Annotated in this window: 14 protein-coding genes; 3 read left to right on the top strand and 11 right to left on the bottom strand. The window is 63.4% G+C overall.

All coding sequences use genetic code 11. From position 1 onward, the window contains the following. Positions 1 to 10: 10 nt before the first annotated feature. From ACO2Q4_RS05280 to ACO2Q4_RS05265, 4 genes are all read right to left on the bottom strand, one after another. Positions 11 to 1,624, bottom strand: a complete 1,614-nt coding sequence (locus ACO2Q4_RS05280) for an ATP-binding cassette domain-containing protein (RefSeq protein ID WP_423317798.1) — start codon at positions 1,622 to 1,624, stop codon at positions 11 to 13. After that, positions 1,624 to 2,469, bottom strand: a complete 846-nt coding sequence (locus ACO2Q4_RS05275; RefSeq protein ID WP_423317796.1) for an ABC transporter permease — start codon at positions 2,467 to 2,469, stop codon at positions 1,624 to 1,626. The genes ACO2Q4_RS05280 and ACO2Q4_RS05275 overlap by 1 nt, the downstream gene beginning before the upstream one ends. A 10-nt stretch (positions 2,470 to 2,479) precedes the next feature. Then, a complete protein-coding gene (locus ACO2Q4_RS05270) occupies positions 2,480 to 3,520 on the bottom strand; it encodes an ABC transporter permease (protein ID WP_423317794.1) in 1,041 nt (346 codons plus the stop codon). A 66-nt stretch (positions 3,521 to 3,586) separates the two neighbouring features. Next, positions 3,587 to 5,164, bottom strand: coding sequence for an ABC transporter substrate-binding protein (locus ACO2Q4_RS05265; RefSeq protein ID WP_423317792.1), 1,578 nt, complete (start codon positions 5,162 to 5,164; stop codon positions 3,587 to 3,589). A 275-nt stretch (positions 5,165 to 5,439) separates the two neighbouring features. Here ACO2Q4_RS05265 and ACO2Q4_RS05260 point away from each other — a divergent pair, with 275 nt between their 5' ends. From ACO2Q4_RS05260 to ACO2Q4_RS05250, 3 genes are all read left to right on the top strand, one after another. After that, entirely contained in the window at positions 5,440 to 6,174 is a 735-nt protein-coding gene (locus tag ACO2Q4_RS05260) for a GntR family transcriptional regulator (RefSeq protein WP_311761521.1), read from the top strand. A gap of 834 nt (positions 6,175 to 7,008) precedes the next feature. Next, complete coding sequence (locus tag ACO2Q4_RS05255; RefSeq protein WP_423317790.1) at positions 7,009 to 8,409, top strand: selenium-binding protein SBP56-related protein; 1,401 nt, start codon at positions 7,009 to 7,011, stop codon at positions 8,407 to 8,409. 1 nt (position 8,410) lies between these two features. Continuing rightward, on the top strand, positions 8,411 to 9,055 hold the full coding sequence (locus tag ACO2Q4_RS05250) for a hypothetical protein (RefSeq protein WP_423317788.1): 645 nt from the start codon (positions 8,411 to 8,413) through the stop codon (positions 9,053 to 9,055). Positions 9,056 to 9,662: 607 nt separating this feature from the next. On the opposite strand, the gene ACO2Q4_RS05245 is transcribed toward ACO2Q4_RS05250, so the two are convergent. The 7 genes from ACO2Q4_RS05245 to dapA form a co-directional block, all read right to left on the bottom strand. Further along, a complete protein-coding gene (locus tag ACO2Q4_RS05245) occupies positions 9,663 to 11,309 on the bottom strand; it encodes an electron transfer flavoprotein-ubiquinone oxidoreductase (RefSeq protein ID WP_423317786.1) in 1,647 nt (548 codons plus the stop codon). Between the two features lie 101 nt (positions 11,310 to 11,410). Continuing rightward, on the bottom strand, positions 11,411 to 12,913 hold the full coding sequence (locus ACO2Q4_RS05240) for an AMP-binding protein (protein WP_423317784.1): 1,503 nt from the start codon (positions 12,911 to 12,913) through the stop codon (positions 11,411 to 11,413). A 17-nt stretch (positions 12,914 to 12,930) separates the two neighbouring features. Then, on the bottom strand, positions 12,931 to 13,338 hold the full coding sequence (locus ACO2Q4_RS05235; RefSeq protein ID WP_395132211.1) for a DUF3830 family protein: 408 nt from the start codon (positions 13,336 to 13,338) through the stop codon (positions 12,931 to 12,933). 11 nt (positions 13,339 to 13,349) lie between these two features. Next, the gene (locus ACO2Q4_RS05230) at positions 13,350 to 14,636 is read right to left on the bottom strand and encodes a TRAP transporter large permease (RefSeq protein WP_423317782.1); all 1,287 of its coding nucleotides are present in this window, start codon (positions 14,634 to 14,636) and stop codon (positions 13,350 to 13,352) included. Next, positions 14,636 to 15,151, bottom strand: a complete 516-nt coding sequence (locus tag ACO2Q4_RS05225; RefSeq protein ID WP_423317780.1) for a TRAP transporter small permease — start codon at positions 15,149 to 15,151, stop codon at positions 14,636 to 14,638. The genes ACO2Q4_RS05230 and ACO2Q4_RS05225 overlap by 1 nt, the downstream gene beginning before the upstream one ends. A gap of 59 nt (positions 15,152 to 15,210) precedes the next feature. Then, a complete protein-coding gene (locus ACO2Q4_RS05220; protein WP_423317778.1) occupies positions 15,211 to 16,185 on the bottom strand; it encodes a TRAP transporter substrate-binding protein in 975 nt (324 codons plus the stop codon). Between the two features lie 29 nt (positions 16,186 to 16,214). Further along, positions 16,215 to 17,090, bottom strand: coding sequence for a 4-hydroxy-tetrahydrodipicolinate synthase (gene dapA, locus ACO2Q4_RS05215; RefSeq protein WP_423317776.1), 876 nt, complete (start codon positions 17,088 to 17,090; stop codon positions 16,215 to 16,217). Positions 17,091 to 17,208: the final 118 nt, after the last annotated feature.

The following is a 17,208-nucleotide window of genomic DNA, read 5'->3' as shown; positions in this document are numbered from 1 at the left end:
TCCTTCACGGTCAGGCCGCATAGCGTTCGATCGGCAGTTCCGCGCCGAGAAGCATACGGGTGTAATCATTCTGCGGGTTGGCAAAGATGCGTTCTGTCTCCCCAATCTCGACGATCTTGCCGTGGCGCATCACTGCCACGTTATGTGCCAGCGAGCGGACCGAGTTCAGGTCGTGGGTAATGAACAGCGTCGCGAGATGCATCTCGCGCTGCAACTCGCGCACCAGGTCAATGATCTGCGCGCGCACCCGGATGTCGAGCGCCGTCGTTGGTTCGTCAAAAACCACGAAATCCGGACGGGTCGCCAAGGCACGCGCCATCCCGACCCGCTTCTGCTCGCCCGCGGTCAACTCATGGGGATAGACCTCGGCCAGACGCGCGGGCAGGCGGACAAGGTCAAGCATCTCCTGCACCCGCGCTTTCCGCGCGACCGGGCTGGCCATCGTCGGGTCAAGCGCAAGCGGTTCAGCGATCAGCCGGGCCACCGTCCAGCGCGGGTTCAGCGCGACATAAGGCTCCTGAAACACCATCTGGATATTGCGCCGCAGCGGGCGGAAATCCCGGTCAGGCAAGGTCAGGATGTCGCGCCCGTCAAACTGCACCCTGCCGCTGTCCGAGCCGAGCAACCTGACAAGGCATTGGCCCACGGTTGTCTTTCCCGAGCCGCTTTCGCCCACCAGCGCCAGCGTCTCGCCGCGTGGTACGGTAAATGAGACGTCATCCACCGCCTTGACCACATGCCCCGACGGGGTCGGGAAATGCTTGACCAGATTGACCACCTCCAGCAGCGAGGCCGCCTTGGCCGGCTGCGCGCGCCCCGATCGGACCATCTGTGCCGGGCGCGCCCGTGCCGAGGCCAGCAGTTCCGCGCCATAATCCGTCGCGGGGCGATTGAGGAAACCCGCGGTCGCGCCTTCCTCGACAATGCGGCCCTCGCGCATGATCGCCACCCGGTCGCAATAGCGTGCGACGATGCCAAGGTCATGCGTGATGATGATCGCGCCCATTCCGGCCTCGCGGCAGCGCGCGACCAGCAGATCGAGCACCTGGACCTGAATGGTGGCATCCAGACCCAGCGTCGCGTCGTCGGCAAGGATTACCCGAGGCTCGGCGATCAGGGCCATGGCGATGATCACCCGCTGGGCCATGCCGCCGGAAAGCTGATGCGGATAGGCCTGCGCGCGCTTCTCGGGATCGACAATACCCACCTTGGCGAAAAGCGAGACCGCCGCGTCATGGGCTGCCCCGGCACTCAGTCCCTTATGGGCGCGCAGCACGTCCGCCACCTGCTCGCCCACCGGGCGGACCGGGTCCAGAAGCGACTTGGCATCCGTCCCGATCAGGGCCACGCCCCCACCGCGCAACTGCCGCAGTTCGCCTGCGGACATCTGTCGCAACTCACGACCGCCGATCTGCACGGTCCCCCCGCTGATGCGTCCCTTGCCGGGCAGGAGGTCGATCAGCGCACGGGCGAGAACCGATTTCCCGGCGCCGGTCTCGCCCACGATGCCCAGAACCTCGTCGGGGCGAAGCTGCAGGCTGACACCGTGCAGCACGGTCCTGTCCCCGAAGGCAACCGACAGATCGCGGGTTTCAAGCAATGGTTTCCTGTCCTGCATTTCCATCAGGCTCTCTCCCTGCGGGGATCAACATAGTCGCGCAGGGCATCCGCCATCAGGGCGAAGCTCAGCACGGAAAAGACGATGGCAAGTCCGGGGAACAGCGCGACCCACCAGACGCCGAGTATCATCTGCTGCGATCCGACCGAGACCATGAGCCCCCATTCGGGCAGCGGCATCCGGACTCCTGCCCCAATGAAGGACAGGCCCGCCGTCAGCAGGATCGCCATCCCGATCGAGATCGAGATCTGGACGATTGCCGGCGTCAGCGCATTGGGCAGGATATGGCGGAACATGATCTGGCTGTCCGTCGCGCCCGAGCAGCGCGCCGCGGCGATGAAGGGCCGGTCACGCAACGACAGCGCCTCGGCCCGGATCAGGCGGGCAAAGATCGGGACGAAAAGCACCGCAAGCACGATGGCGACGTTCCAGATCTCCTGCCCCATCACCGATACCAGCGCCATGCCCAGGACAAAGACCGGGAAGGACTGGATGAAGTCGAAGACGCGCATGACGAAGGTGCTGGCCCAGCCGCGGTAATATCCGACGACAAGGCCCACGGGCACGCCGATGACAAAGGCCACCGCGACCGCGACGATAGAGATGAGCAGGTTGACGCGCGTCGCATAGATGATGCGCGAATAGATATCCATGCCGGACACATCTGTGCCCAGCCAATGCGCGCCCGACGGCGGCTGAAGCGAGGCCAGCGGGTCTGCCTCGGTCGGGGCATGGGTGGCCAGAACCGGCGCGAAGATGATCGCGACCACCTGAAGGAGAAGCAGCGCAAGCCCGAAGGCGGCTCCCGGCCGGCCGAGGATGAAGGTAATGAAGTTCCTGATCTGCGACATGGCTGCTCCCTCAGACCTGAATCCGCGGGTCGGCCAGTTCGTAGAGAATGTCCACGATCAGATAGACCACCAGGATGAAGACGGCCGCAACCAGCACGAAGCCCTGCAGCGCGGGATAGTCGGAATAGGTCACGGCCTGCACCGCGTATTGGCCAAGGCCGCCCCATGAGAAGATTGTCTCGACCAGGACCGCTGCGCCCAGCAGAAAGCCGATGAGAAAGCCGACAAGCGTGATGACCGGCGGCAGGCTGTTGCGCAGCGCGTTTCGGACGATGCGGGTTTGGCTCAGCCCGCTGGCCCGCTGGTGCCGGATGAAGTCCGACCGCCAGATCTCGGCAAAGGTGGTCTTGGTCATCTTCATCAGCGCCCCCGCATTCACGATGGTCAGCGTGAGGACCGGTAGAAGCAGGCGTCCCGCTGCCGATTTCAGCGCCGCGAAATCCCCTGCGATCACGGCGTCGAACGTATAGAAGCCGGTCACAGCGGGCGGTGGTGAGACCATCGGGTCGATCCTGCCGAAGGGTGCGGCGGCGATTCCGAGGGTGCTGAACAGAAAGAAGATCAGCAGAAGCCCGACCCAGAAATCCGGAATCGCCCCGGCGGCCATGCCATAGAAGCGGCTGATGTAATCGGCGATCCCACCGGGACGGACGACCGCCAGGACTGCGACGGCGACCGCAATCAGGATGGTCAGGATCATCGCATAGAAGATCAGCTCAAGCGTCGCCGGCGCCCGCTCCATCAGGTCGACGGCCACCGGGTTAGAAGTGAACAGCGAAACCCCCAGATCGCCCTGCAGGACGCCGCCCAGGTAATGCACGAATTGCTGCCAGAGGCTTCCGTCGAGCCCCAGTTGCTCGCGCAGGTTGGCGATGCTTTCCGGGGTCGCCATGTTGCCCAGCATCAACAATGCCGGGTCGCCGGGCAGCAGCCGGACCAGCATGAAGGTCACGAAGATGACGCCCAGCATCTGCGGCACCACCATCGGAAGCCGCGTCAGGACGATGCGCAGCGTACGCGGCAGACGCCGCCAGGTCGTCGAAAAGCTCATGTCGGTCATTCCATCAGGGAAGGATGCCCGCCGGATGGCCCGGCGGGCGACATCTCGGTTCAGAGATCATTCCTTGTAGAAGTCGAACCACGCATTGCCGTTGGGCGTGTACCAGGAAAAGCCCTTGACGTTCTGGCGCGTCGCAAGCTGGTAGCCGGGGTTGAACAGGAAGACCCAGGGCGCGTTTTCCATGGTGATCTGCTGCACGCGCTTCATGTCCGAGAGCCGCTTTTCCTCTTCGGTCGAGGTCAGCGCGCTGTTGATCAGCTCGTTCACCTCGTCGCTGTGGAAGCGTGAATAGTCGATCAGCGAATTGCTGTTCAGCCACAGGTTCGCCACATAGGCTGCATCGGGAACGATCGCCATGTCGCGGAAGAAATACATCGGGATCTGGCCCTTCGTATAGCGCTCGACCAGAGTCGATGCCGGCAGCTTGGACAGGGTAACGTCCACGCCCGCCTTGGCGAAGGCGGTCTTCAGGATGACCGCAAGCTCTTCCTCAAGCTGGTCGCCCGTCCGATAGCCAAGCTCGGTCTGGAAGCCGTCCGGCAACCCTGCCTCGGCCAGCAGGGCCTTGGCCTTTTCCACATCATTCCCGAAGTCGTAGTATTCTTCGGTAAAGGCCGGATAGATCTCTGAAATCGGGCTTTTTGTCGGGCGGGCGGTGTCGAAATAGACGGCCTTCGCGATCTCATCCCGCGGCACAAGGTAGTTCAGCGCACGGCGAACCTTGGGATTGTCGAAGGGTGGGGTTTCATTCTGCATCTCGACCCGGTGGACGAAGTTCCCGAACACCTTGTTGATCGTCACGCCCGGCATCTGCCCCAGCATCGAGAGTTCGCGCGGCGACAGGTATTCGGCCACGTCGACCGCCCCGGCCTGCAATGCCGCAAGGCGGTTGGCACTGGTCGGCATCTCGCGGAAGATGACCTTCTTCAGCTTCGGCGCGCCGCGGTAATAGTCCGCGTTGGCCTCATAGATGATTTCCTGCCCCGGTGCGTATTTGGTCACCTTGTAAGGTCCGAAGGATGCCGAGTTGGTGGCAAGCCAGCGCTGTCCCCAGGGATCCGCGTCGGTCAGGTGCTCCTTCATCGTGTCCGAGTCGAGAATGCCCAGATCGCTGTTGATCCACAGCTTTTCCAGCAAAGGCGACGCGTTCGGGATGCTGACCTTGACGGTCATGTCGTCGATCTTTTCAAAGGCCGTGTCGAAATCCTCAATCTTGAGGATCTGGGTCATGTACCAGTGGAAGTTCGACTTCAGGTTCCAGCCGCGCTCGAACGACCACATGACGTCATCGGAATCCAGCGGATGCCCCGCGCCGCTGACCACGCCGGGCCGCAGGTGGAAGGTGATCGACTTGAAGTCGGGTGCCACCTCCCAGGATTCGGCCAATGCGCCGGCGACCTTCGAGAAATCCTCGTAGGAGATGCCGTCCTCGCCCTTCTTCATCTCATAGGTCAGCAACCGCTCGTTCACGTTGCGGCGCAATTCGTGGACGGCCTCGGTCGGCGGATATTCCTGATCGAGGGATTCCGGGGTGCGGGGGCCGGCGACGATCAGAATTTCCTGCGCGTTTTGCGCCCAGCCCGGCTGAGCGGTGAGGGGTGCGGCGAGGACCAGCGCCCCCAGAGCGGTCTGCATCAGCAAGCGCCGGCTGGGGAAAAGAAGCGTCTTGAGTTCCAAGTCAATGTCTCCCTGCGTTGAAGCTGGTGACCTGTTCCGTCTTCGCGAAACTTGGGGCTCGCAGCTGGTTTACTTGATTGGATACAATGAAAAGGACAATGTTGGACTGTGTCAATTGAAATTGCCGGGGCGACATGCGATATCGGCTGAAAGCATGTAGATCGCGCGGAGCAGACATGAATGCTCAGGTTTTAGGCTGACATTGAACCGCACGGGGGCATTTCAGAAAGCTCATGAACAGCAAGGAAAATTCGGCGGACGGCCCTTCTCAGAAGCGCCGTCACGGCTATACCGAGCAGGAGATCACGCGCCGCCTGATCGAGGCGATATTCGAACAGCGTTTGCCGCCGGGGGAAAGGATCACCGAGGCGAAGCTTGCCGAAATCTTCGGCGTCAGCCGGACCGTCGTGCGCGCCTCAATGGGCAAGCTTTCGGAGATCGGAGTCTTCAAGAAGACGCCGAACCTTGGCTATACGATCGCGGCCCCCTCGCGCGCGGAAGCCAGAATGATGCTGGACGTGCGGAAGATGATCGAACCGGGAATGGTCCATTCGATCGCGCTGACCCGCTCGGCCGAGGATCTGGAGCGCCTGAACCATCACATCGCGACCGAGGAAGCAGCGCGAAATGCCGGCGACCGCTCGACCCTCGTCCGTCTGACCGGAGAGTTTCACCTAAAGCTGGCCGAGATCAGCGGGAACGTCTATCTGGTCCACATCCTGACGCAACTGCAGGTACTGACCTGTCTTGCGATCCTCGTTCATGCGGAATCCGAGACGGGATGCCCGCGGGACGAGCACAGCAGCATCGTTCGCGCGATCGCCGTTGGCGACGGAGAGAAAGCCGCCGCCAAGATGGCGCATCACCTTTCACATATCGCGGATGAGTTGCAGCTCGACAGGCCCCGGCCTGAACCCAGTTTGGAAAGTGCACTTCAATGGCTGGGCGGGTTGGGTCGGGCAAGTTAGCCTGTGCTTTGCACAGGTTCCTGCCCGGCCCGACGACCTGCACCGGCCATTGAGCCTGCCGACGGCGCGGCTGCGGGACATCCTGTGAGTCCGCGACCCGCACCAGAACGGCAAATACGTCAAAACCAATTCCTATGCCGCCCGGCGGCCAAAGGTCCGCTGGGACATTATTTCCCTACTAGATCGCGGCTTCGACCAGAGCCAGCAGCGTGTGACACATGCCACATTTGCTGAGAACAAGCGCCTGAGCGAAGTGCATCTCTATATCGGGGCCAGCAGTCACAGTCGCAAACGCGCTATGCAAGAGCCGTCAGAAATGGGCAGTCCCGACGACCTGATAGATGCAGTGGCTGGAAGGCCGATCCGCAGCGCGCGCAGACCGGGCTTTCCCGCCCCGAACCGCTGGTCATGTGCCGCCTTGTGCTCGCCCTCGGGCGACAGGTGAAGGAATGCTGCAGACGCGATGACGGCAATGATGCATCCGAGCGTGCAAGGCGAGCGGCCCCGATGCGCGCGATCATCTGCGGCGTGCGGCTCATCGCGAGGATGGCACTTGCCGCAAGGCATAGGAGCACAATGCCGATGCGCGGGCAGGTTTGCGCCCGGTGAAGACACCAATCTAGGTATTTCTTACATTCTACCGCGCCGCGCTCACGAGGTCGGCAAATCGGTTCGCTGGCCCCATACCGACCAAGGGACGACGGGCCGGGGAAACGAATCGTTGCCGCAGTTTCGGGGCGGGTTCAGCCTTCACATCAGCGGTGCGATCACGTTGTCGCCCCACCGCAGCTTCTATCCTGGTCCGCATCAAGGGCATCATGAAAGGAGAAGTGCATGTCGATCCGTCCCGATCCCACATTCCACGCGACGCCCCGGCTGGCCATGGAGGCCGAGCCCGAGAAACTGGCTTATACACTTCTGCTCAGCCCGGATTTCTCGCAGCCCGATGCTTTGGCGGTGGTCGATTTCGATCCGAAATCGCCGAAATTCGGGCAGGTCATCAGCACCCTAGTGATGTCTGAAAAGGGCGACGAATTCCATCATTTCGGCTGGAACGCCTGCTCGTCCTCGCTGTCTCCGCTGACGGGACATGCCTTTCTGGAAAGACGCTACCTGATCATTCCCGGGCTACGCTCGTCCCGCATTTATATCGTCGACACCAAGCCCGATCCGCGCCACCCCAAGATCCACCGCGTCATCGAGCCAGACGAGGTCTTTCGCAAGACCGGCTATTCGCGCCCCCATACCATCCATTGCGGACCCGAAGGGATCTATGTCTCGACCCTTGGCGGGGCTGGCCCGGACGGAACCGACGGCCCGCCCGGCATCTTCATCATGGATTGCCAGACCTTCGACGTCATCGGCCGCTGGGAGATCGAACGAGGTCCGCAGGACAAGCATTACGATTTCTGGTGGAACCTTCCGCGCGATTACATGGTCTCCAGCGAATGGGCACTGCCGCCGCAGTTTGAAAACGGCATCGTGCCCGAGCAGCTTTTGGCCAACAAATACGGGCATCGACTGCATTTCTGGGATCTGCGGGCGCGCAAACATGTGCAGGTGATCGATTTGGGCGAAAACCACCAGATGGCGCTGGAGGTACGCCCCGCGCATGATCCGGCCAAGCAATATGGCTTTGTCGGCGTGGTGGTGGACACGACCAACCTGGAAGGCTCGATCTGGACCTGGTGGCGCGAGGGCGGCGAGTTTCATTGCCGCAAGACCGCGACGATCCCGCCCGAAGCCGCCGATCCGAAGGATCTGCCACCGCTGCTGCAAGGCTTCGAGGCGGTCCCGCCGCTGATCACCGATATCGACCTGTCGCTGGATGACCGCTTTCTTTACGTCTCGTGCTGGGGCACCGGAGAGATGCGGCAATATGATGTCAGCGATCCGATGCAGCCGAAACTGACAGGCTCGGTCCACATCGGAGGGATCACGCGCAAGACGCCGCATCCCAACGGCAAGCCCTATGCCGGAGGGCCGCAGATGGTCGAGATCAGCCGCGACGGCAAGCGCGTCTATTGGACGAACTCGCTTTACTCGACATGGGACGACCAGTTCTATCCGGGCGGCGTGCCCTCGGCGATGGTCAAGGCCGATGTCGGGGCGATGGGCGGCTTGACCCTTGACGTCGGTTTCTGGCCCGAGTTCCCCGCCGGCTACCGGACGCATCAGATCCGGCTGGAAGGGGGGGATTGCTCGACCGAATCCTTCTGCTACCCCTCGGTCTGACGTGGAGGGCTGGGGGCAGGCCGGGCTGTGGCTGTCGGTGCTGTTGAGCGGAGCCTATCACGGGGCAAACCCCGGCATGGGCTGGCCGCTGGCGGTGTCGGCGGGACTGATGGGGCGCGGGCGGCGCGACCTGCTGTCGGGCATGGGGCAATTGGCGGTCGGGCATCTGGCCTCGGTCCTGGCGATATTGCTGCCCTTTGCGCTGGCCCTGTGGCTGGTCGCCTATCAGGACAAGATCCGGATCGCAGCGAGCTTGCTGGTGATCCTGTTCGGTTGCTATCGGCTGGTCGAGCGCCGCCACCCGCGCGGGCTGGCACGGATCAGGCCCGGGCAGTTGGTGCTGTGGTCCTTTGCGATCGCGCTGGTCCACGGGGCCGGGCTGATGATCCTGCCGATCTATCTGGGCCTGTGCCGCACGGATGGCCACCATGGCGCGGCATTTGCTCAGCTTGCGCTGGGGAAAATCGGGACGGCGATCGCGGTCGCGGCCGTGCATACGGTAGCGATGGTCGCCGTCGGGGGCGGTATCGCGCTGGCGGTTCACGGCTGGCTGGGGTTGGGTTTCGTCTCGCGCAGCTGGTTCAATCTTGAGACCTTCTGGGCGCTCAGCCTGATCACGATTGGTATTCTGGGGCTGGTTTCGTGAAAAGGGGCGTATCTGACCGCAATTCGTCGGACCGGTCAGGGGCTTGTTTCTCCGAATGCGTATGCCCATAAGTTCGTCCACACGACCACCGAGCACCCTGCCCTGCTTGGCAAAGTTAAGTCCTTGCTACCAAGATGTTATATCGAAGTGGCGCGCGAAAAACCTCTGACAGTTACTTCAGCTTCGTCGGCAGGTTCGTGGTCGGGGGCAGAACTTCCTGCGTGTGACGACATCGACGACTCCTCGGCCCGCGATTTCCGCAGTGTCGTCGTGAAATCGATACGCCCTGATCCATCACACCGTGCGTCCGGATAAAGACATCCGGTCCGGCGACACCTTCACGCCGATGCCTCGAAAGCGAATATTGCCAAACTCCTTTCGCGCTCGTTGCCCCTTAGCCTGCGGTTGATCGGGGCACGGGCAGCGCAGCTCGTGACGTCATGAGCCTTCTCCCTTCAAGGACCGTTCAGCGTATCAGTTTCCGACGGGGCGGTCGTCCAGCTCAAGGTCAACCGAAACGCACACCTATCTGTGGACTGCAAATGGACCGGACGGAGCGAAGCCCCTTTCTGTCGCGGAACGAGAAAGCCTGTATCTGCCCCCCCGATCACATGTTCGGGTAGTTTGGCCCGTCACCGCCCTGCGGGGTGGTCCAGACGATGTTCTGGCTGGGGTCCTTGATGTCGCAGGTCTTGCAGTGGACGCAGTTCTGGAAGTTGATCTGGAAGCGCGGGCCGTCCTCGCCTTGCAGCACCTCGTAGACGCCGGCCGGGCAATAGCGCTGCGCGGGCTCGGCATATTCGGGCAGGTTCACCCGGATCGGGACCGAGGCATCCTTCAGCCGCAGGTGGCAGGGCTGGGATTCCTCGTGGTTGGTGAAGCTGTAGCTGACATTGGTCAGGCGGTCGAAGCTCAGCTTGCCATCCGGTTTCGGATAGTCGATCGGCTGGAAATCCGCGGCCTTGCCGGTCGCCGCGGCGTCGGTCTTGCCGTGTTTCCAGGTCCCCAGCGGGTTCCAGCCGGTCAGGTTCGCGACCCACATGTCAAGCCCGCCAAGCGCCAGGCTGGGCCACAGGCCCAGCTTCGACCAGATCGGCTTGACGTTCCTGACCGGCTTCAGGTCGCGGGCGATGGCGCCGCTGCGGACCTCGGTTTCATAGTCGGTCAGCTCGTCGCCCTCGCGGCCCGCGGCAATCGCCGCCGCCGCCGCCTCGGCCGCCGCGATCCCCGACAGCATGGCATTGTGGTTGCCCTTGATCCGCGGCACGTTCACCAGCCCGGCCGAGCAGCCCAGCAGCGCCGCCCCGGGCACGGTCAGCTTCGGGATCGACTGCCAGCCGCCCTCGGAGATCGCGCGCGCGCCGTAAGCCACGCGCTTGCCGCCCTCCAGCAGCTCGGCCACCATCGGGTGATGCTTGAAGCGCTGGAACTCCATATAGGGGTACAGATGCGGGTTCCGGTAATTCAGGTGGACGACGAAGCCGACCAGCACCTGGTTGCCCTCGAGGTGATAGATGAAGCTGCCGCCGCCGGCATTCTTGCCCAAGGGCCAGCCCATGGTGTGGGTCACGGTGCCGGGTTTCGCCTTGGCCGGGTCGATCTCCCAGATCTCCTTCATGCCAAGGCCGAATTTCTGCGGCTCATGCCCGTCCGACAGGCGATGGCTGGCGATCAGCTCCTTGGCGAGCGAGCCGCGCACGCCCTCGGCGATCAGCACGTATTTGCCGCGCAGTTCCATCCCCGGCTCGTATTGCGGGCCGGGGGTGCCGTCGGGGTTCAGCCCCATCTCGCCAGCCACCACGCCGACGACGCGGTCGCCGTCGCGGACCAGCTGCGAACAGGCCATGCCCGGAAAGATCTCGACCTCCAGCGCCTCGGCCTGCTCGGCCAGCCAGCGGCAGACATTGCCCATGCTGACGATGTACTTGCCGTGGTTCGACATCAAGGGCGGCATCGGCCAGTTCGGGACGCGGACCTGCCCGCCTTCGCCCAGAACATAGAAATTGTCCGAGATCACTTCGGTCTCGACCGGGGCGCCCTTGGCCTTCCAGTCCGGGATCAGCCGGTCGAGGCCCGCCGTGTCCAGCACCGCCCCAGACAGGATATGCGCACCGATCTCGGACCCCTTCTCCAGCAGCACCACCGACAGTCCGGGGTTCACCTGCTTCAGACGGATCGCCGCAGAAAGACCCGCAGGCCCACCGCCAACGATCACAACGTCATATTCCATCGCCTCGCGGACGGTATCGCTCATCCTGAATGCCTTTCTGAAACCGCGCCAAAGCGCGGCGCCCGCCCCATATCATTGCCGTCTCGCTTGGCGTCGGGCTTTGCACGTGATGATTGCGCCGTCGCTCAGCCTGCTGGTGTCAGGGCAGCGCCTTCGTTGTCGGGAAGTGCCTTGCGACGCAGCTTGCCGAAGCCGTCGCGCGGCAGCATTTCAACCAGCCGCCAGGACTTTGGCACCTCCTCGGGACTGAGGAAACGGCGCGCCCAGGCTGCAAGGTCCGCCTGTCCCAGCGTCACGCCCTCGCGCGGGACGACGGCGGCCGCGACGCACTGGCCCCATTCCCGGTCGGCAATGCCGAAAACGGCGACATCGGCAACATCGGGGTGGCGCAGCAGGACGGCCTCGATCGCTTCGGGGTGAAGCTTGACCCCGCCGGTGTTGATCACGTCATCGCAGCGCCCGGAGAGGTAGAGGTAGCCCTCGTCGTCCAGCCAACCGGAATCCCCGATGCTCTGGAAACCCTCGGCATCGCGGCGGGGCCGGGGCACGGCGGGGCCAAGATATTCGCTGCGCCCTGCCACGTCGTCGGGCCGCATGAAGATCTCTCCGGCCACACCGGCGGGCTGCAATTCACCCCTTGGACCATAAATGCGGATCTCGGTTTCGAATCCCCTGCCCACCGAGCCGGGATGACCAAGCCATTCCTTTCCCCGGATGACGGTCTGGCCGGTATTCTCGCCCGAGCCATACATTTCCGAGACGCGTTCCGGTCCCAGGCGATCGATCCATGCCTGCTTCAACCATGGCGCGCAGGGCGCGCCGGTGTGGTAAAGCATGTGCAGGCTGTCCAAGCGCGCGGGCGCCTGCCGGTCGGCCTCAAGCATGCGCACCATCATCGTCGGCACAAGCATCACGAAGCCGACCTCGTGACGCTCGATGGCCGCAAGCGCACGGGCGGCGTCGAACTTCTCCATCAGGACGATGCGGTTGCCCTCGAACAAACCGTTCTGCGCCCAGGTGAAAGGCGCGTTATGCGACATCGCTCCGCAAACAAGCTGCGTCTGATCGGCCCGGAACCCGAGGGCGGGTGCGATCCGCCCCCAGCTTTGCCCCGGCACGCGCAGGTGCGGGCGATGATCACACATCAGCTTTGGCAGTCCGGTCGAACCGCCCGACATCACGATCTTGGCAGGGCATGGGACCGCGTCCGGAAGGAACGCGCCCCGGCCCTGCTCCGCCGCGACCAGCGCCTCGGGCCCGAGGTCGCCAACCGACCCGCGCGCCTGCCCCACAACCAGCCGCGCGCAGCTGCGGGCGCGAAGCGACGCGGCGGCTTCGGGCGTGATCGCGGGATCCATCACCAGCGTCGTCGCGCCGACTCGCCATACCGCGAGAGCAAGCGCCAGATGCGCCACGACATTGCCAAGCGCGATCCCCACCACGTCGCCCTGTCCGATGCCCCGGACGGCGAGCCCCTGCGCCATCCGCTCGACCAACCGGTCGAGCCCGGACCAGGAGAGCGATGCTTCGGCCCCGTCCCGGGGCAGAAAGCAGATCGCTTCGGCTTCGCCGCGGGCTGCGGCAAGAGCGCGCAACCGCGCGGAATAGCTGATCGGGGCAAGGGTCATCGGTGGCTCCGTAGCGATCAGGCCTGCTCGATCCTGATCTCCTGCGCGCCCTCCCAGAGCACTTTCGGGCCGATCTCCGCAAGCTTGTCGAGATTCGAGGTTAGCGTCATGAAGTGATTGCCCGCCAATTGACCAAGCTTCGAGGCGAAATGCACCCCGCCATAGGCAAGCAGGATCTCGGTCTCGCTGATGCCGCCGGGATAAAGGATGAACTGGCCCGGCGCCGGATAGCTGGTGTGGTTCTCGTAGCCCAGGCCGAAATCCTCGTCCCCGAGCGGGATCCAGACGCCCTCGCCGCTCCAGCGGACGTGGACGACCTTGCTGACATAGGGCAACTGCTTCTTGAAGGCCTCGACGGTCTTCGGGGCCGCGGCCTCGAACTTTGCGTCGAATTCGATGCCCGAGATGGTGACTTTCAGTTCCATTGAGATTTTCCTTATTCGATCAGGCCGAAGGCGCGCGGCAGCAGCAGCGACAGACCCGGCAGGTAGGTGACGGCGAGGAGGACGACAAACATGGCCGCCAGCGGCAGGCCCAGCTTGCGCGTGACCTGCATGACGGTTCGTCCGGCTACGCTGGACGAGACGAAGAGCGAGACGCCATAGGGGGGCGTCACGGTGCCGATGGCGAAGTTCATGACCACCACCAGCGCGAAGTGGATCGGGTCGATGCCAAGCTGGGTCGCGATAGGGGCGAGCACCGGGACGAGGATCAGGATCGCGGCGATCGTCTCCATGAACATCCCCACGACCAGCAGCAATAAGTTCACGATGAGCAGGAAGACGATCGGGCTGGACGAAACCGAGTTCAGCCATTCCCCGAGAATCTGCGGGACGTTCGCATTCGCAATCAACCACGAGAAGACGCTGGCCGTGCCGATGATCAGCATGACCGCCGCCGACAGCGAAACCGTGCGAAGGATCAGCACGGGCAGCTGCGAGGGTTTCAGTTCGCGGTAGACGAAGACGCCGACCAGAAGCCCGTAGAAGGCCGAGACTGCCGCCGCCTCGGTCGGGGTGAACGCACCGCCAAGGATGCCGCCGAGGATCAGGAAGGGCATTCCCGCCGCGGGCAGCGCGGCCCAGCCGGTTTTCAGCAGGCGCGACATGGTGAAGGGCTCGGTCTCGCGGTAGGTATCGCCACCCTTGCGCGAAAAGTAATAGGCGCAAACCATCAGCAGCAGGATGCACAGAAAGCCCGGCACGATCCCGGCGATGAAGAGCGCACCGATCGACACGTTCGACACCACCGCCATGATGACCATGGTCAGGCTGGGTGGGATGACCTGGGCAAGCGACCCCGCACAGGCGATCAGTGCCGCGCCGAAATCGACGTCATAGCGTCGGCGGCGCAGTTGCGGCTGCATGATCGCCGAGATCGCTGCCGTATCTGCCGAGCCGGAGCCGGAGATCGCGGCAAGCCCAGCCGCGGCCACGCAGGACACCTGGTAAAGCGAGCCCACGATCCAGCCGATCAGCGCCGAGGCAAAGGCCACGATGCGGCGCGAGATGCCGCCCGCATCCATGATGACCCCAGCGAATACGAAGAAGGGGATCGCCATCAGGGTGAAAGTGTTCAGGCCCGCGAAAACCCGCTGGCTGACGATGGCGACGGGCACGTCCGTGGTCGTCAGCAGCGCGAGCACGGCCGAGGCCCCCAGCACGAAGACGACTGGCACGCCAAGGGCAAGAAAGCCCGTGAAGGCAATGGCGATAATGAGCATCAGACGGCCTCCTCTTCGGTCTCGGGTTTGGGTGGGGGAAAGGGATCGTCCCAGCGCTGAACGACCGACAGGACGAGTTCCAGGATCATGTAGGCCGCGCCGACGGGCAGGCAGGCATACATGTACATCATCGGCACCCGCATCGAGGGCGAGGTCTGGAACTGCCCAAGCTTCAGCAGCGGCAGGCTGCCATAGGCCAACACCGCAAGGAATGCGCCCGAGACCAGCGCAATCAGCACCAGGGCCACGCGCGCCCCCGCCAGTGGCAGCTTAGACGGCAGAAGGTCGATGGCGACGTGCTGCCCGCGCGCCAGCGTCACGCCCGCGCCAAGCAGCACCAGCCAGATCTGGCAAAAGGTCGCGATCTCGGCCGCCTGCGAGATCGAAAAATTCAGGAAGTAGCGCCCGGCAACCTGGACCAGCACCGCCACCAGCATGACCGAGAAAAGCGCCACCACCACGGCCGACACGATTGCGCGCAGGACGAGGCAAATGCGCTCGATGATAGCAAACATTCGGAAGTTCCCCCTTCACCGTCCGATGGCCGAAGCCACCGGACAAGGACATGCCGTGGTCACTCGACCTTGCCGATAAGATCGAACAGCTCTTTCTGGGCATCGGACTTCAGATAGCCCTGCTTGATGCTCTCGGCCGCGCTGCGGAAGGGTGTGATGTCGGGATGGCTGATCTTGACGCCCGCCGCCTCGATATCTGCCACACGGGCCGCGTCGCTGTCGCGATAGGTGGCGCGCTGGAAGCTGCCAGCCTCTTTGCCGGCCGCGTCCAGTGCGGCCCGGACGTCATCGGGCAGTCCCTGATAGGCGGCCTCGCCCATGATCACGGGGGCGACCAGCTCGAGCCAGCCGATCATCGCCCAGTCGGGCGCGACCTCATAGAACTTCTGCGCGTAAAAGTTGGTATTTGCGGCCTCGGCCCCGTCGACCACGCCGGTCTCAAGCGCTCCGTAAAGCTCGGTATAGGCCAGCGGGGTCGGATTCGCTCCGAAAGCCTTGAAAGTGTCGACATGGGCCGGGTTCTGCATGGTGCGGATCTTCAACCCGCCAAGGTCCGACATCTGCTCGATCGGCTTCTTGGTCATGATATGCCGCGTGCCGGCCGAGAAGAAGGTGATCAGGTGAAACCCCTGCGCCTTCAGCGCCTCCTGCACCTCGGCGATGACGGCGGGATCGTCCAGCGCGCGGTCCATCTGCTGGGCATCCTTGAACAGGAACGGCAGGCTGAAGACCGAAAGATCTGGCACGAAGTTCGCCAGCGTCTCATTCGCGGTCACGGCGATATCGACCGTGCCGATCTGGGTGCCCTGGATGCTCTCCATCTCATCGCCAAGCGTAGCATTGTCAAAGACCTGGATTGTGGCCTTGCCACCGGTCTTCTCGCCCATCAGTTCGCCCATCTTGCGCATGCCGACGCCATAAGGCTCGTCGGCATTCGCATTGTGGCTGGCCTTGAGGGTGACGTCCGCAGCCGAAGCGGGGGACAGCGCGAAGGAGGCAAGGACAAGGCCAAGCGCCAGGCTTTTCATTTTCATCGTAATCTTCCCTGTTGGTTTGTCTTGGTTCATTTCAGAAGGTCGAGCTCGGCCAGAATGCCGCGCAGCCGGGCTTCAGCATCGGCGGGCAGCGGAAGGCGCGGCGGGCGTGGGTCGCCCATCGGACGCCCGACCAGCCGCATCGCCGACTTGGTGGCCGAGACATAGAGATCCCCCGCCAGCGCGTTGATCAGCGGCAGGCTTTGCAGATACAGGCTGCGGCCAAGTGCTGCGTCGCCATCGACCGTCTCGGTGAAGGTCTGCGCCGACAGCGCGGGCGCAATGTTCGACATGACCGAGCTGTAGCCCTCGGCCCCGGCAAGATAGCTCTCCCACGGGTAATAGCCCGCAAACACGGTCATCCGGTCCCCGCATAGGTCCAGAAGCTCGGTCACGCGGTGGACGTTCTTTGACGTGTCCTTGATGTAGCTGATGTTCTCAACTTCCGAGAGCCGGGCGACCAGCGGCGCGGTCAGATCGACATTCGCTGTAAAGGGATTGTTGTAGAGCATCACCGGGATCGAGATCGCCTCGGCCACGCGGGTGAAGTGCGCCACAAGCTCGGCCTCGGTCGGCGAGGAGTAATAGGGCGGCACCAGCATCACGCCATCCGCCCCAAGGCTTTCGGCCTCGCGGCTGAGGGAGACGGCCTCGTCTGTCCATTCGGCCGCGGTACCGATCAGGACCGGCACCCGGCCCGCAACTTGCTTGATGGTGGTCTCTGCCACCGCCGCGCGTTCGTCACGGGTCAGCGACAGGAATTCGCCGGTGCTGCCCAGCGGGATCAGGCCATGCACGCCCTCTTCGATCTGCCATTCCACATAGCTGCGCAAGGCGGCCAGATCGACCTGTCCTTTGTCGTCGAAGGGGGTCACGCAGACCGTATAGCTTCCGCGAAACTTCATTTCCGCTCTCCCGAAACTGATCCAATTCAAAACTGTTGATTTAAGATTTGATGTGATCTGATATTGTGTCAATAGAAAGATATCAGATCATATCTGATCAGACAGCCACGGATGGAAA

This window comes from Paracoccus sp. KR1-242 (assembly GCF_049446195.1).
GTDB classification, from domain to species: domain Bacteria; phylum Pseudomonadota; class Alphaproteobacteria; order Rhodobacterales; family Rhodobacteraceae; genus Paracoccus; species Paracoccus broussonetiae.
Note: the sequence above shows the minus strand (reverse complement) of the source record. Positions and strands in the feature narration are given on the sequence as shown.